This window comes from Bifidobacterium erythrocebi (assembly GCF_012932675.1).
Taxonomy (GTDB): domain Bacteria; phylum Actinomycetota; class Actinomycetes; order Actinomycetales; family Bifidobacteriaceae; genus Bifidobacterium; species Bifidobacterium erythrocebi.
This window is the reverse complement of the sequence record NZ_JAAIIF010000014.1, coordinates 74,409-89,176: the sequence shown is the minus strand read 5'-3', so window position 1 is coordinate 89,176 and position 14,768 is coordinate 74,409. Positions and strand designations below refer to the sequence as shown.

Here is a 14,768-nt window from a genome sequence, read left to right as displayed (position 1 = left end):
AATGCGCGAATCGCAACGGAATCACGGTGCGAATCACATAAGCCAATCACGAATACGAACGTAGAGAAAGAAAGAAAAGGAACGATCATGAAGAACACACGTCTTACCACCATCTCCACCGCCATCCTCGCCACGGTCATCTCCCTCGGATCGCTGAGCGCATGTGGAAGCTCCTCCAGCGCCGGCTCGGAATCCGGCGGCAACCAGCAGGAGATCACCATCGCCACCGGCAACGACGGCAAGCCCTTCTGCTCGATGAACGAGGACGGCGAACTCGACGGCTACGACATCGCCATCATGAAGGCCGTGGAACAGAAACTGTCCAAGTATTACAAGTTCACGTTCGAAGGCAGCGACTTCCCCACCTCGCTGTCCAATCTGAGCAGCGGCAAGGCCCAGATCGCCGCATACGAATACGAGAACAACGCCGAACGCAAGGCCAAGTTCACCTACGGTACAGTCGGCCTGACCAAGTGGGATACGCTGATCATCTCCGATCCCTCCAACGGCAAGGTCTACCAAAGCTTCGACGATCTGAAGGGCAAGAAGGTATACGTCACCACCGCCACGAACCAGGCGGCCATGGCCGAAAGCTACCTGAAGGAACACCCCGACGCATTCAAGCTCACGTACGGCACCTACAGCAACGAACAGATCGTGCAGGGACTGACCTCCGGCTCCTACGACGCCACTTTGGCCCCGCAATACTCGCTCGACCTGTGGAACAACGCCTTCCACAAGGGGCTCAAAGGCAGTGACAAGGCCGTCAACAAGTCCTCCTCGTACATCCTGTTCAACAAGTCCGACGACAAGGACCTCATCGACAGGGTCAACAAGGCCATGGCGGAACTGAAGAAGGACGGCACCTTCAAGAAGCTGTCCGAACAGTATTACGGCGCCGACTACGTGCCGGAGGACTGAGCGAGGTGACATCATGCAGTTCAACTTCCAGGCAATGGTCAAGTCCATCGCATACTCCATCCACTATCTCGGCATTACGCTCCTGATCCCATTCGTCGCACTCGTCATCGGCGTCGTCTTCGGCCTGATCATCGCGCTGCTGCGCTACTACGACGCCAAGGTGGTCGCACCGGTACTGCAGGTCATCATCACCCTGTTCAAAGGCATACCGATCGTTCTGATCCTGCTGGCCCTCTACCTGTTCTGCTCCACGGCATTCGACCCGATTGCGCAATCACTGCACTGGTCCATCCGATTCAAGAACATCAACACCATCTGGATCGCCATCGTCGGCCTGAGCATCATGGCAATCGTCAACGCCAGCGAAATCTTCCGAGGCGCATTCGCCTCCATCCGCAAAGGCCAGCTCGATGCGGCGCAATCCATCGGCATGACCAGAGCGCAGACCATTCGCAGGGTGCTGCTGCCCGAATCCATCCCCGTGGCCCTGCCAGTATTCGGCAACCTGTTCATCAACCTCATCAAGGCCTCGGCCTTGTGCTCGATGGTCGGCGTGGTCGACATCTTCTCCGCAGCGACCATCTCCGGGCAGCAAAGCTACTCCTTCCTGGAAGCCTACGTAGGCGTCGCGCTGATCTACTGGGCCGTGGTCGTCTGCATCGAAAAAGGCACGGGACTCGTGGAACATCGACTGACCGGCAAGATGAGGAGGGCGGCATAATGATGAAGATCCGTGGAATCCGCAAGCATTTCGGCAAGCAGCAAGTGCTCAACGGCGTTGATATGGACGTGAACGACGGCGAGGTGATCGTCATCCTCGGCTCCAGCGGTTCGGGCAAGACCACGTTCCTGCGATGCCTGAATTTCCTGGAGCGCGCGGACGAAGGCACCATCGACCTGGACGAGACGCATATCGACACGAAAACCGCCAGGAAACGCGACATCATCGCCTACCAGCGTCAAACGGCCATGGTGTTCCAGAACTACGCCCTGTTCCAAAACAAAACCGCGTTGGACAACATCGCCATGCCAGCCATCGCCACAGGAAAGAAAACCAAGGAGGAAGCGTACGCGCTCGCCGACGAACTGATCGACAAGGTCGGGCTTTCCGAACGCAGGGATTTCTACCCCAGCCAGCTGTCCGGCGGCCAGCAGCAGCGCATCGGCATCGCCAGGGCGCTCGCGCTCAACCCGAAAATCACCCTGTTCGACGAGCCAACATCGGCGCTCGACCCCGAACTGGTAGGGCAGGTGCTTGAGCTGCTGCGCGAGATCGCCGATGCCGGCGCGACCATGATCCTCGTGACCCACGAGATGAAATTCGCCTACGAGATCGCCGACAGGGTGGTGTTCATGGATAAGGGCGTCGTGCTCGAACAAGGCACGCCGCAGGAGATCTTCGAACACCCGAAGGAACAACGCACAAGGGACTTCCTCTCCAGGTTCACCGACCAGCTCGCGGCCTGACCGGCAGACACCCGCAAGGCAAGGAACAATCATTCTCAGCATCATCACGGCCGTTATGGCCGTCCCCATCATCATCACCATCTCAACCATCGCGGCGGGCGTCAGCGCAAACCGCCCGCCCTGAGCTGGCATACACGACCATATGTAACCACTGAAAGAAGCAATATCATGCAGTACTCATTCGCCAACCGTGTGGAACATCTCACCTCGTCCAAGCTCCGCGACAACGCGAAGAAAGTCAACGACGAAGGCGACGTGATCTCCTTCGCCTACGGCTACCCCTCCACCGACGCGTTCCCCATGGATACCCTGCGCACGATTTCCGCGAAAATGTACGACGAATACCCGCCCGACACGTTCCTGCAGTATTCCCCGACCGAAGGCTACGCACCGTTGCGCGAACTCATCAAGATGCGCCTGGCGCGGTACAGCGGCATCGAATGCGACGACGACGTGATGATCGTCTCCGGCTCCACGCAGGGCATGGACCTTGCGGTCAAGGTGCTGTGCAACGAGGGCGATGTGGTGCTGTGCGAGGACCAGACCTTCTCCGGCGCGGTCAAGGCGGTACAAAGCTACGGCGTGACGGCCCTTCCGGTGCCGATGGACCTCGACCAGGAGTCCATGGACCTGGACGCATTGGAACTCATACTGCAGACCACGCCGAACGTGAAGATGATCTACGTGATCCCGACGTTCCAGAATCCGCTGGGCACGTCGATGCCGCTGAACAAGCGCAAGGCGCTGTACGAGATCGCCAGGAAATACGATGTGCTGATTTTCGAGGACGACCCGTATGGCGAGCTGCTGTACACCGGCGAGCCGATCGCGAAGATCAAGTCCATGGACACGGACGGCAGGGTCATCTATTCGGGGTCGTTCTCCAAAGTGCTTGCGCCGAGCACCCGACTCGGATTCGTGATGGCGTCGGGCGAGCTGATGCGCAAGCTCATCGTGGCCAAGCAGGTCGTGGATTCCCATTCGAATTACTACTGGCAGGTGCTGCTCGCCGAATTCATCAAGAACTACGACTTCCAAAGCCATGTGGAATACCTCAAGCGACTGTACAAGGGCAAGGCCAGGGCGATGATCGATGCGCTGGATACGATCCCGGCGACCACGCTGCGTTACATCCGACCGACCGGTGGCTACTTCATCGGGTGCCGCATGGCGGACGATATCGACCCCGAACGCTTCTACGATCTGCTGGCCAAGCGTCACGTGGCGGTGATCCCCGGCGACATCATGAGCGTGACGGGCAAGGGGTATGAGCGTGATTTCCGTCTGAACTTCACCCGCCCCTCGCTGGAGGAGATAGCCCAGGGCATTGCGATCATCGGTCAGACCCTGGAGGAGAGCCGCATCCGTACGGAAGATGCGGGCGGATTCGACCATGAGGGGTACCGGGAACGCAGCCTGGCCAATGCGCGGCTGGAGCCCGCGGCCGCGGCGATCGTGCAGTGAGAGAGACCGCACATAGGGGCGGTTTGGTCGTACGTATGGTCGGCCGCCCCACATGAATACGAAGACGAACGAGGAAAGGACAATGCGATGAAACTGATCTATTTTGGCGCGAATCCCGTGGCAGAACCCGCCATCGAACGCTGGTCCGAACGCAACGGCGTTCCCGTCACCTGCGTGCACGAGGGACTGACCGAAGACAACATCGAACTGGCGCGCGACTACGACGGCATCTGCACATACCTGAGCAACGGCATGAAGGAATCCGAATCGATGTATCGCAAACTGCACGACTACGGCATCAGGCAGCTGTCGATCACCGCCACGGGAACCGACGGACTGAACCGCCAATGGGCGGAAAAATACGGATTCCACGTCACGAACGTCCCGGCATACAGCCCGACGTCGGTGGGGCATTTCGCATTGATGTCGATTCTCGAACTGCTGCGTGGTATTCCGGCGGTGGAGAAGGACACCGGCGACAGCCGGGCCATGATCGGCCGCGAACTGTCCGACGTGACCGTGGGCGTGATCGGCACGGGGCGCATCGGCAGCGTGGTAGCGGAAGGCGTGCTGGCGCTCGGCGGGCATGTGATCGCCTACAGCTTCTCCGAAAACGCGCGCCTGGTCGGACGCGTGGAATACGTGGGATTCCAGGAGCTGCTGGAACGATCCGACGTGATCTCCATCCACGTGCCGTTGACGCCGCAGACCGAGCACATGTTCGACGCCGCGGCCTTCGCCGCCATGAAGCCGAACAGCTGCCTGGTGAACACCGCGCGAGGCGGGATCGTCGACACGGAGGCACTGCTCGACGCCTTGCGATCCGGCAGGATCGGCGGCGCGGCGCTCGACACCTTGGAGGACGAGGAACGCTACATGTCGTGCGGCTGGGCCACGAACCCGTACTACCGGGAACTGTCGGAATATCCCAACGTCATCGTCACGCCGCACATCGCCTACTACACGCAGCGTGCGGTGGACGAGATCGCGCAGACCGCGCTGGACAATGCGAGAAACGTCATTCTGAACGGAACGTCGAAGAATTTGGTGATGTGAGATACGGGTGAAAGGAGAGCATCATGCTGCAGGTGCAAGTCGAAGGATTGAAGAAGCGTTTCGGTGGCAACGAGATTCTCAAAGGGGTGTCGCTGGCCGTGGACAAGGGCGAGGTGGTCTGCATCATCGGGCCCAGCGGTTCCGGCAAGACCACGTTCCTGCGATGTCTGAACCTGCTGGAGCAGGCCGATGAGGGCACGTACGCGCTCGGCGAGAAGATCCGCTGCGATTTCAGCCATATCGGCAGCAACACCCGCAGGGAGGTGTCCATGCACACGGCCATGGTGTTCCAGACCTACGAGCTGTTCCAGCACATGACCGTGCTGCAGAACGTGATGGAGGGGCTGGTCGTTCCCCGCAAGATGTCGAAGACGAAGGCATGCGATATCGCCACCGACATGCTGGAACGCGTGGACATGCTGGAACGTGCCGGGTACTACCCGTCGCAGCTGTCGGGCGGGCAGCAGCAGCGCGTCGGCATCGCGAGGGCGATGGCGTTGGTGCCCGACCTGCTGCTGTTCGACGAGCCGACCTCGGCGCTCGACCCCGAGCTGGTGGGCGATGTGCTGGCCGTGATGCGCCAGGTGGCGGATAGCGGGCAGACGATGATCGTGGTGACCCACGAGATGCAGTTCGCGCGGGAAGTGGCGGACAAGGTCGTTTTCATGGCCGACGGCGTGGTAGTGGAAAGCGGAACGCCGAGCGAGGTGTTCGATCACCCGAAGCAGGAGAGGACAAGGGCTTTTCTCAGCAATTTCAATATCTCCGCACGCAGGTGAGTGATTGGCGGATGTTGGGAGCGAGCGGCCTGACGGCGGGTGCCGGCAGGCGATAAACGGGCAGTAGAGCGGTGGTAGGTGCGGCAATAAGGCAGCCATAAGGCAAGGCAAGCCCAATAAGGAGGCGCGGTGATGATACAGACGGAACGGCATGTAACGCAGGTACGGCCTGTGTGGGCGGAACGACAGGAGACCGACCGCCTATGGACCCGCGACTTCATACTGCTGATGGTGATCGCGGCCCTGGCGTCCACCGCAATCACCACGCAAATGGGCACGCTTCCCCTCTACGTGGCGTCACTGGGCGGATCGACCACCGCATCCGGTGCCATCGTGGGCATTCTCGGCATTTCCGCACTGATCTTCCGCTTCCCCACAGGCGTGATGATCGACCGGTACGGTCGCAGAATCATGCTCATCATCGGCTTGGCCATACTGGTGCTCGACTTTACGTTGCTGAACGTGTTCCGCACCCTGCTCATCCTGTTTTGCCTGCGATTTTTGCAAGGTATCGGCAACGGCATGCAGACCACCGCGACGTCCACGGTTGCGGCCGATCTGATTCCGCCAAGACGACTGCAGGTCGGACTGGGGTATTTCAGCCTGGCGCAGGTGGTTCCCAGCGCCATAGGCCCGATGATCGGCCTTGCGGTTGTGGAACGGTTCGGCTACGACGCGTTGTTCATGGTCGGTATGGTGCTGACTGCGGTTTCGTTGCTGCTGAGCCTGCTGCTGAAGGTCAAGCCGGTCGCGGCTACTCGGCGGAGAGACGATGAAAGTCGCGTGGCGGGGCAAGCGCAAGAGAGGAAGAGCGGAAAATCCAGTGGTTCGCTGGCATTGCTTCTGCGGGCAAGCGTGGTGGTTCCCAGCGCCATCATGTTTGTCGTGTTCTGTGCGGCGGCCGGCGTCACCGCGTTCATCGCCCAGTATGCGGTCGAACTGCACATCGCCAACGTGGGCATGTATTTCGTGGTCGCCTCGCTTTCCACAGTGGTGGTTCGTCTGATGATCTCGCCGCAGCTCATCCGCTTCCCGCAGCAGGCGGTTGCCGCAGCCAGCCTGATCATGGTCGTCGTGCCGTTCTTCCTGATCGCCCGTGCCGGCAATCTGGCGGTACTGCTGGTGGCCGCATTCCTGTACGGTGCCGGCCAGGCGAATCTGCAACCCATGATGAATACGCTGGTATTGCAAGGTATAGAACCCGGCCAGCGTGGTCGCGTCACGGCGTTCTTCTCCGCTTCGGGCGATGTCGCGTATGGCGGCGGGGCAATGCTGTGGGGCTATGTGGCAAGCCTGTGCGGATTCAGAATGATGTTCGTGATGTGCGGGATGTGCGCAGCGTGCGGCATTGTGCTGTACGCATGGTTCATGCACATGGGTGCCAGGTCCGTCGCACGATAATGGGCGCGGCGATCGCTGATGTGTCGTGATCTGCCCATGCGCGGCGTAACTCATGCGATGTTGCGACAGCGGCAGCCCTATTTTGTCGGGTTTTGACGGTGCTTGTGGGGTTTCATGTCGTTTCGCGACGGATTGTGCCTTGTTCTGTCGTGTTTTGCCCATACGCGGCGTAACTCATGCGATGTCGCGACAAATAGGGGCCTATTCTGTCGGGTTCTGCACGCGGGCGCGCAGCTTCATGCGTTGTCGCGACGGGGCGGGTCACTCCAGCGCGAAGGCCTTGCGGATCATGCGCATCTGCAGCCATGCGGAAACGCCCACGCCGAGGATCGCCCACAGCAGCGGCACCCACGCGATCGCACCCGGCACGGTGGCCAGCAGCGCGATCGGCAGCACGTCCAGCACGAACACGGCGATGGCGACCATCGGCTTCAATACGGCCAGTCGCGCCGACTGCTTGATCTGCTCGAATACGCTGAGTTTGCTGCGCCCAGTCAACGGCAGTACGAACGCCAGCGCGACGCCGATGATCGCGAATACCGCCACGGTGATGCCGTACACCACGGATACGGCGTTGCCGGATTGCCGCGAGAGGAACCACAGGTCGAATGCGCCCAGACCCCACACGCATGCGATGATCGCGGTGAGTGCCATGGTGATGCCGAAGCGGCGTTTGAACGCCTTCCAGAATCCGCGGAAAATGCCGTTGTCCCGGTCTTCCTGCATGGTCCGCGCCACTTCGCAGGCCGCCGCGGTGGAGGCGCCGATGGTCACGATGGGCAGCGAGCAGACCACCCATGCCACGGAAAGCATGGCGAGGTCGCCCACGGTGTTCATGAACACGTTGTACGGGTTGTCTTCGCGGAAGAATCGTGAGTCCATGTCGGGTCCTTAGTGGTTATGAATTGTTTGTGGTTGACGTGTGCTGTGCGGTGCGCGGGGTTGCAAGGAGCGAAGCGCAAAAGCGCGAGATCCTACCGGTACAGCCAGTCGATGAATTCCCGTGCCGTGCCCGCGTTCTGCGTGTTCGCGGCGATGCCGATCAGCGCTTTGGAGTCCGCGCCGTCAAACGAATTCCATGTTTTCGCCTGCGCCAGGCTCAGGCCGTACGGTTTGGCCGCGCCCTTGCCGCTGCCGGACACGTCCGGATCATCGTCATCGGCGTCGTCGTAGCCGTTCAGCCGCACCAGATCGTTCTTGAGGCTGTTGCGCTGCGTGGTGTTCAGCGAGGTGGCGAGGTTGCGGAAATACCCGTAGCCGGCCAGCTGTTTGAACTTGGATTGCGGCGCGATGATCACGTCGATCTGCTTGGAGGAGAGCATGGTCTGCAGCTTGTCGAGGCCGTCCTTGCTGGTGTCGAAATAGCTGTCGATGTTCACGCTTTGCCCGAGTTTGGCGGAGAAGTCTTTTTGAAGTTGCTGCGCTTCGGTGGTGGTGATGGCGCTGTCGATGACGGCCGCGTACAGTTTCGGCCGGGTGGCCGGTGTGGCGGCTTTGACGATCATGAACGTGGCCAGTGCGATGACGATGATCGCCGCGAGCAGCGGCACCAGGAAGTGCTCGCGGAAGTAGGTGAGTTTGGCTCGGGCCGGGAGCGATCGGAAGACCGTGAGCTTGGATTCGCCGGCATGTTCGGGCGCCACGGAGAGCGCGTCGACCGCTTGCCGTTGTTCGTCAGTCAGCTTCATTGCTGCCATGGGGCCACCTCAGTTTACTAAAACCATTTGGTTTACTTAACCGCTTAATGTATACTGAACGCAACAAAAAGTCAACTCCGCGAAGTAGTGGGGCTGAATTGTTGTCATAGCATAAGTTGATCGCATGATGTGATTGCCCGTGTGTGCGCCGATGCATGCGGGGCGGAAGGGAACGACGATGTTTGATCAGGGCAGCCATGTGGTGCTCAAGCGCGACGGTGTGTGCGTGGTGCTGAAAACGCCGGCGAACGAGATGCCTCAAGTGGAGTACTGGGGCCGTGATTTCGGCGTGGGGCAGAGCGAGCCCTTGCTGGCCCAGCTGGATGCGATGACGCTGAAGGTCACACCGCCGCAGGAGAAGCCGGACGCCGCCCTGCGCCCGTCGCTGCTGCCGCAGGGCGCCGAGGCCTTCGCCGGTCGCCCCGGTCTCGAAGCGTACCGTGGCGGCAAGCCGGTGTTCGCCCGCTGGACGACGGTCGAAACGTCGGTCACCTACGAGGGTGCCGACGGATTCGGTTCCTCCATCACCGTCACGGCCGAAGACACCGTCAACAAGATCCGCCTTGAACTCACGCTCGCGCTGCAGCACGGCGGCCTCATCCTCATCACGCAGACCATCGCCAACACCTCGGACGCCGCCGAACCGCTCACCGTGAACTGGCTCGAATCCACGCTCCCCATGCCCAAACGCGTCGATACCCTCACCCAATTCACCGGCAGGTGGCCGCTGGAAAAGCAGGTCCGCAGTGCCGCGTTGCCTTCCGGTTCCGTCACGCGCGAATGCCGTCACGGCAAAACCGGCCACGAAAGCCCGTGGATGTTCATCGCCACCAATGGCGAGCCGAAATGGAGCGAAGGCGAGGTGTGGGCCTGCCATCTGGCGTGGAGCGGCAACCAGACCTACCGCATCGACAACCTGCCGTGCCACGAGCCGCTGATCGGCGCGGGCGAACTGCTTGGTCCCGGCGAAATCCAGCTCGCCGGCGGCGAACACTACACCACGCCGGAAGTGTGCTTCTCCTACTCCGCCGAAGGACTCGACGGCATGGCCGAACGCTTCCACACCTGGCTGCGCGGCACGCCGGGCCGCGTGAACCCGGCCGTCAAACCTCGCCCGTTCACGCTCAACACGTGGGAGGCCGTGTACTTCGACCACGACGAGGCCACGTTAAGAAAACTCGCCGATCGTGCCGCACAAGTCGGCGTGGAACGCTTCGTGCTCGATGACGGCTGGTTCCATCTGCGCCGCGACGACACCAAGGGACTGGGCGACTGGGTGGTCGATTCTGACGTATGGCCGAACGGACTGGACGGCCTGGCGAAGCATGTGCACGGGCTCGGCATGGAATTCGGCCTATGGTTCGAACCGGAAATGGTGAACCTCGATTCTGACTGCGCCCGCGAGCACCCCGATTGGATCCTCGCCGCGCCGGAAGCTGTGCCCTACCGCGAAGACGTGTCGTACCGCACGCAGTACGTGCTCGACCTGGCCAATCCCGCCGCATACCGCCATGTGCACGATCAGATGGCCACGCTGATCGACCGGCTCGGCATCGACTACATCAAATGGGACCACAACCGCGACGTGACCGAACCGGTGCACGACGGGCATTACGGCCTGCACGATCAGACCATGGCCTGCTATCGGCTCTTCGACGATCTCAAGCGGGAATTCCCCGGCCTGGAAATCGAAAGCTGCTCCTCCGGCGGCGCGCGCACCGACGCCGGCATCCTGCAGCACGCCGACCGCATCTGGGGCTCCGACTCCAACGACCCGCGCGACCGCGTGGACATCCAGCGTTACACCGAACTGGTGGTGCCGCCCGAAATGATCGGCGCGCACGTCGGCCCATCGCCCGCGCACTCCACCTGGCGAGCCACCGACCTGAGCTACCGCGCGGCGATCTCGCTGGAAGGGTGCTGCGGTTTCGAATGGAACATCCTCGAATGCTCCGATGAGGAACTGGCCTCGCTCAAGGCGTTCGTGGCGTTGTATAAGGAACTGCGCGGACTGCTGCACACCGGCCGCGTGCAGCATGCCGACTTCATCGACCCGGCATTGCGCGGGCGCGGCGTGGTATCCGCCGACGGCACGCACGCCGTATGGGTGGTGGCCACCACGACCAACCTGCGCGACGTGCTCGCCGAACGACTGCGCGTGCGCGGGCTCGACCCGAACCGCACGTACCGCGTGCGCTTGCGCGACGAGGTGGGCGAACCGCGTTGGGGCTGGAACACGCCGCAGTGGATTGCCGCGGCGCGAAACGGCGGATTCGAAACGACCGGACTGCTGCTGGAACAGATCGGTTTGCAGGTGCCGCCGCTGTGGCCCATGCAGGCCGTGATTCTTGACATCGAGGCGATGTGATGGGTGATGCGATGAATGATGATGTGATGAATGGTGTGGTGAGCGGTGCGTCCGCCACCCCGCGTCCCGTCGACCCGCATCTGAACATACCGACCAGCGCGCTGTTCCGATCCCTGCACCAGGCAAGCGGCACATTCGCCATGTTCGGCCATCAGAACGAGACCAGCAACGTGATCGGCACGAACACCGATTCCGACGTGCATGCGGTCACCGGCACCTACCCCGCGCTCTGGGGCAGCGACCTGAGCGGCGTGGAACGCGACGAAACCACCAACATCGACGGCTTCTCCATGAGCGATGTGCGCGCCGAACTGCTGCGCGCCTACAGCATGGGCGCGGTGACGACCATGAGCTGGCATTCCGCCAACCCGATCACCTTCGGCGGCTACGGGCACAATATGGCGCCCGGTTCCGTGGCGGCGGTATTGCCCGGCGGCGCACGGCACGGGCAGTTCCTCGAATGGCTGGACCGCGTGGCCGCATTCCTGGACTCGGTAGTGGACGAGGCCAGCGGCGAATCCGTGCCGATCATATTCCGCCCGTTCCACGAGCACACCGGCGACTGGTTCTGGTGGTGCACCGGCTCTCCCGCACAGCCCACCGACACCACGCCGGAACAGTTCATCGCCCTGTGGCGCATGACCGTGGACTACCTGCGTGACGTACGCGGATTGCACAACGTGCTCTACGCCTACTCGCCCGACCGCAGCCGCATCGACATGAGTTCGGAAAGCACGTGCGAGGCCGGCTACCTGTACGCCTACCCCGGCGACGACTACGTGGATGTGCTCGGGTTCGACGACTACTGGGACATCGCACCCGCCGACATCGAGGCCGAGCAGCCGCATGAACGGCACGACGACCTGATCACCATGCTGACGGTGGTCGGCCGGCTCGCCCGCGAACGCGGCAAGATTGCCGCCGCCACCGAGGTCGGCTCGCCTGGCGAATTCGCGTCGCAATATGTGATGAGCGTGGAGGACAAGGCCGCGTTGAGTGGTGCCGATTGCGGTGCCTGTGGCGCTGGCGGTGACGGTTGTTTCGCAGACAGTGACGGTGACGTGACCGGTTGCGACAGTTGTGCTACCTCCGATAGTGACTGTTGTGGCAGTGGTGCTGATGGTGCCGGTTGTGATGCTGGTATGGCTGCTGTCTGTGCGGCCGAGCTGTCTGAACCTATTGCCGCGACCGGTCCGACTGGTCTACCCGAATCGGGCGGTCTGCCCGGACAAACCGAATCGACTTGTCCTGCCGAATCATCCAGACCCTCCGAACCATTCGGCCTGTCCGGCCTGTCCGACCCGGTTGAATCGTCCGACCCGGTTGAACCGGCCGAATCGTCCGAATCATCCGACCCGGTTGAACCGGCTGAACCGGCCGATCCGTCCGACCCGGTTGAACCGTCCGACCTGGCCGAATCATCCGACCTGTCCGACCTGTCGGATGTGCAGTCCGAGTCCGATTCGCCGTGGACGCACTATCTGCTCACCGCCGCGCTCGCCAACAGCGACACGCGCCGGGTGCTGTGGTATATGCCGTGGCGCAACGATCCGGGTGCCGCGGGAACCGGCGCATACGGCACTCCGGTGGCGGGATCGAAGTACGCGGCCGATTTCCGCCGCTTTACCGAGCATCCCTTCATCCGCATGGCCAACACCCTCCCGCCCCTCTACTGATTTCCGTGGGGTTGGCAATACCTGTGACCAGATGACAACAACTGTGACTGGCGTAACAGAATCTGTCACTCCAGTCACAGTTGTTGTCACGATTACCTCGTGTTGTTGTAACGCCAGTCACGGTTGTTGGTTTGGGCGGGGCTGACGTCAAGTAGGAGGGGGTTTAGGAGGGGTTTAAGAGGGGATTGGGGCGATTAGACGGGACGGCAGAGTGCCGGGATGTGGCGTGTCACACTTGCGACTTAAGCGCTTAAGCTGTACGATGAGGGCAACGGCGCGGGAGTGCGATGCAGCTTCCCGAGCGGAAAACTGAAAACGGAACTTGACGAAACCGCGCGGAAGACCTGCGCGGTGGGTCTGCACGGAAGACCTGCGCGGTGGGTCTGCACGGTGGGTCTGCGCGGAAGACCTGCGTGGTGGGTCTGCGCGGAAGACCTGCACGGAAGACCTGCGCGGTGGGTCTGCGCGGTGGGTCTGCGCAGCGCGACAAGCTCGGGATTCGGCACACGGCAACTTGCAGACAAGTTGCAGACAAGTTTTTGGAACAGGCCTCAAGAAAGGACTTGACATGGCTGTTGAAGATGCGAAGTACCAGCTGGGAACGCCGGAAAACAAAGCGTTTCTCGACGCTGCCCGCGATAATCTGCTGAATTTCGGCACACGATTCCCCGCCCCCGACGGCAGCTCCTACTGGCTGGGCGACGACGGCACCCCGTGGAAGGACCGCAATCGCGCCACCTGGATCACCTGCCGCATGACCCACGTGTACTGCCTGGGCGCCTTCGTCGGCTTCCCCGGTGCCGAGGAGCTGGTCGACGCCGGCCTGAAGGGCCTCAAGGGCGCGCTGCACGACGACGCCAATGACGGCTGGTACCCGGAGATCACCCCCGAAGGCGGCTACACGCCCACCAAGCAGTGCTACGCGCACGCCTTCGTGCTGCTGGCATCCTCCTCCGCAACCCTGCTCGGTCGCCCCGGTGCCGCCGAACTGCTCGACCACGCCGAACAGGTCTTCCTCGATAAGTTCTGGGATGACGAGACCGGCCTGTCCGTCGACACGTGGAACACCGAATTCACCGAACTCGACCCGTACCGCGGCCTCAACGCCAACATGCATTCCGTCGAGGCGTTCCTCGCCGTGGCCGACGTGACCGGCGACGAGACCTGGCGCAAGCGCGCCGGCCGCATCATCGAACACGTGCTCGGCTGGGCGAAGGCCAACAACTGGCGCATCCCCGAACACTTCCATTCCGACTGGTCTCTCGATCTCGAATGCAACCGCGAAAAGCCGGACGACCAGTTCAAGCCGTACGGCGCGACCCCGGGCCACGGCATCGAATGGTCCCGCCTGATCACCCAGTGGGCCACCAGCACCTACCCGTCCGATCCGGCGGCCGCCGCCCCGTACATCGACGCTGCGGAACACCTGTTCAACCGCGCTGTCGAAGACGGATGGAACGCGGACGGTGCACCCGGCATCGTGTACACCACCGACTGGGACGGCAAGCCCGTCGTGCACGACCGCATGCACTGGACGCTGGCCGAGGGCATCAACACGTCATCCACGCTCGCCCGCGTGACCGGCAAGGAATCGTACGCCAAGTGGTATGCGACGTTCCTTGAGTACGCGGACAGTACGGTGATGGACCACGTCAACGGATCCTGGTTCCATCAGCTCGATCGCACCAACAAGCCGATTGGCACCGTGTGGCCGGGCAAGTCCGACCTGTACCACGCAACGCAGTCCATGATGATTCCGCTGCGCGACCCGAGCCTGTCCATCGCCCCGGCGGCCAAGAAGCAAGGCTGAGCTTCTGGCCTCCAGCGCAACCGCCGGGCCGCCCGCAAGGTTTTTCTTCCTCCTTTCTCCTTCGCGGACGGTTGGCTGCAATCGGCGGATTGCACACGATGGACCATACGAATAATGGGCCGTTGGCTT

General features: G+C 61.9%; 12 protein-coding genes. 10 read left to right on the top strand and 2 right to left on the bottom strand.

The window, feature by feature from the left end:
• The first annotated feature begins 87 nt into the window (after nucleotides 1-87).
• The 7 genes from G1C98_RS08100 to G1C98_RS08070 all read left to right on the top strand — a co-directional run bounded on the left by G1C98_RS08100 (nucleotide 88) and on the right by G1C98_RS08070 (nucleotide 7,088).
• A complete protein-coding gene (locus G1C98_RS08100) occupies nucleotides 88-921 on the top strand; it encodes a transporter substrate-binding domain-containing protein (RefSeq protein WP_169080716.1) in 834 nt (277 codons plus the stop codon).
• A 13-nt stretch (nucleotides 922-934) separates the two neighbouring features.
• The gene (locus G1C98_RS08095; protein ID WP_169080715.1) at nucleotides 935-1,642 is read left to right on the top strand and encodes an amino acid ABC transporter permease; all 708 of its coding nucleotides are present in this window, start codon (nucleotides 935-937) and stop codon (nucleotides 1,640-1,642) included.
• Nucleotides 1,642-2,388, top strand: a complete 747-nt coding sequence (locus G1C98_RS08090) for an amino acid ABC transporter ATP-binding protein (protein WP_169080714.1) — start codon at nucleotides 1,642-1,644, stop codon at nucleotides 2,386-2,388. The genes G1C98_RS08095 and G1C98_RS08090 overlap by 1 nt, the downstream gene beginning before the upstream one ends.
• A gap of 168 nt (nucleotides 2,389-2,556) precedes the next feature.
• Complete coding sequence (locus tag G1C98_RS08085; RefSeq protein ID WP_169080713.1) at nucleotides 2,557-3,852, top strand: aminotransferase-like domain-containing protein; 1,296 nt, start codon at nucleotides 2,557-2,559, stop codon at nucleotides 3,850-3,852.
• 87 nt (nucleotides 3,853-3,939) lie between these two features.
• Nucleotides 3,940-4,908: an NAD(P)-dependent oxidoreductase gene (locus G1C98_RS08080; RefSeq protein ID WP_169080712.1), complete on the top strand. Its 969-nt coding sequence runs from the start codon at nucleotides 3,940-3,942 to the stop codon at nucleotides 4,906-4,908.
• A 23-nt stretch (nucleotides 4,909-4,931) separates the two neighbouring features.
• Nucleotides 4,932-5,687, top strand: a complete 756-nt coding sequence (locus G1C98_RS08075; RefSeq protein WP_169080711.1) for an amino acid ABC transporter ATP-binding protein — start codon at nucleotides 4,932-4,934, stop codon at nucleotides 5,685-5,687.
• 132 nt (nucleotides 5,688-5,819) lie between these two features.
• On the top strand, nucleotides 5,820-7,088 hold the full coding sequence (locus tag G1C98_RS08070; RefSeq protein WP_169080741.1) for an MFS transporter: 1,269 nt from the start codon (nucleotides 5,820-5,822) through the stop codon (nucleotides 7,086-7,088).
• A 261-nt stretch (nucleotides 7,089-7,349) separates the two neighbouring features.
• Here G1C98_RS08070 and G1C98_RS08065 read toward each other — a convergent pair whose 3' ends face one another.
• Together G1C98_RS08065 and G1C98_RS08060 are read right to left on the bottom strand one after the other, a co-directional pair.
• On the bottom strand, nucleotides 7,350-7,970 hold the full coding sequence (locus tag G1C98_RS08065; protein ID WP_169080710.1) for a YesL family protein: 621 nt from the start codon (nucleotides 7,968-7,970) through the stop codon (nucleotides 7,350-7,352).
• 92 nt (nucleotides 7,971-8,062) lie between these two features.
• Nucleotides 8,063-8,785 carry a hypothetical protein gene (locus G1C98_RS08060; protein ID WP_169080709.1) on the bottom strand — a complete coding sequence of 241 codons (723 nt, stop codon included), beginning with the start codon at nucleotides 8,783-8,785 and terminating at the stop codon, nucleotides 8,063-8,065.
• 178 nt (nucleotides 8,786-8,963) lie between these two features.
• Here G1C98_RS08060 and G1C98_RS08055 point away from each other — a divergent pair, with 178 nt between their 5' ends.
• From G1C98_RS08055 to G1C98_RS08040, 3 genes are all read left to right on the top strand, one after another.
• On the top strand, nucleotides 8,964-11,153 hold the full coding sequence (locus G1C98_RS08055; RefSeq protein ID WP_169080708.1) for an alpha-galactosidase: 2,190 nt from the start codon (nucleotides 8,964-8,966) through the stop codon (nucleotides 11,151-11,153).
• Nucleotides 11,153-12,829: a glycoside hydrolase family 26 protein gene (locus G1C98_RS09380; RefSeq protein WP_240944972.1), complete on the top strand. Its 1,677-nt coding sequence runs from the start codon at nucleotides 11,153-11,155 to the stop codon at nucleotides 12,827-12,829. The genes G1C98_RS08055 and G1C98_RS09380 overlap by 1 nt, the downstream gene beginning before the upstream one ends.
• A gap of 568 nt (nucleotides 12,830-13,397) precedes the next feature.
• A complete protein-coding gene (locus G1C98_RS08040) occupies nucleotides 13,398-14,639 on the top strand; it encodes an AGE family epimerase/isomerase (RefSeq protein ID WP_169080707.1) in 1,242 nt (413 codons plus the stop codon).
• The last annotated feature ends 129 nt before the right edge of the window (nucleotides 14,640-14,768 follow it).

Excerpts from the sequence above, each read along its gene's own strand:
- G1C98_RS08095 (WP_169080715.1), top strand. The coding sequence starts at position 935 with ATGCAGTTCAACTTCCAGGCAATGGTCAAGTCCATCGCATACTCCATC.
- G1C98_RS08070 (WP_169080741.1), top strand. The coding sequence starts at position 5,820 with ATGATACAGACGGAACGGCATGTAACGCAGGTACGGCCTGTGTGGGCG.
- G1C98_RS08065 (WP_169080710.1), bottom strand. The coding sequence starts at position 7,970 with ATGGACTCACGATTCTTCCGCGAAGACAACCCGTACAACGTGTTCATG.
- G1C98_RS08100 (WP_169080716.1), top strand. The coding sequence starts at position 88 with ATGAAGAACACACGTCTTACCACCATCTCCACCGCCATCCTCGCCACG.
- G1C98_RS08085 (WP_169080713.1), top strand. The coding sequence starts at position 2,557 with ATGCAGTACTCATTCGCCAACCGTGTGGAACATCTCACCTCGTCCAAG.
- G1C98_RS08075 (WP_169080711.1), top strand. The coding sequence starts at position 4,932 with ATGCTGCAGGTGCAAGTCGAAGGATTGAAGAAGCGTTTCGGTGGCAAC.
- G1C98_RS08090 (WP_169080714.1), top strand. The coding sequence starts at position 1,642 with ATGATGAAGATCCGTGGAATCCGCAAGCATTTCGGCAAGCAGCAAGTG.
- G1C98_RS08040 (WP_169080707.1), top strand. The coding sequence starts at position 13,398 with ATGGCTGTTGAAGATGCGAAGTACCAGCTGGGAACGCCGGAAAACAAA.
- G1C98_RS08060 (WP_169080709.1), bottom strand. The coding sequence starts at position 8,785 with ATGGCAGCAATGAAGCTGACTGACGAACAACGGCAAGCGGTCGACGCG.
- G1C98_RS08080 (WP_169080712.1), top strand. The coding sequence starts at position 3,940 with ATGAAACTGATCTATTTTGGCGCGAATCCCGTGGCAGAACCCGCCATC.
- G1C98_RS08055 (WP_169080708.1), top strand. The coding sequence starts at position 8,964 with ATGTTTGATCAGGGCAGCCATGTGGTGCTCAAGCGCGACGGTGTGTGC.
- G1C98_RS09380 (WP_240944972.1), top strand. The coding sequence starts at position 11,153 with ATGGGTGATGCGATGAATGATGATGTGATGAATGGTGTGGTGAGCGGT.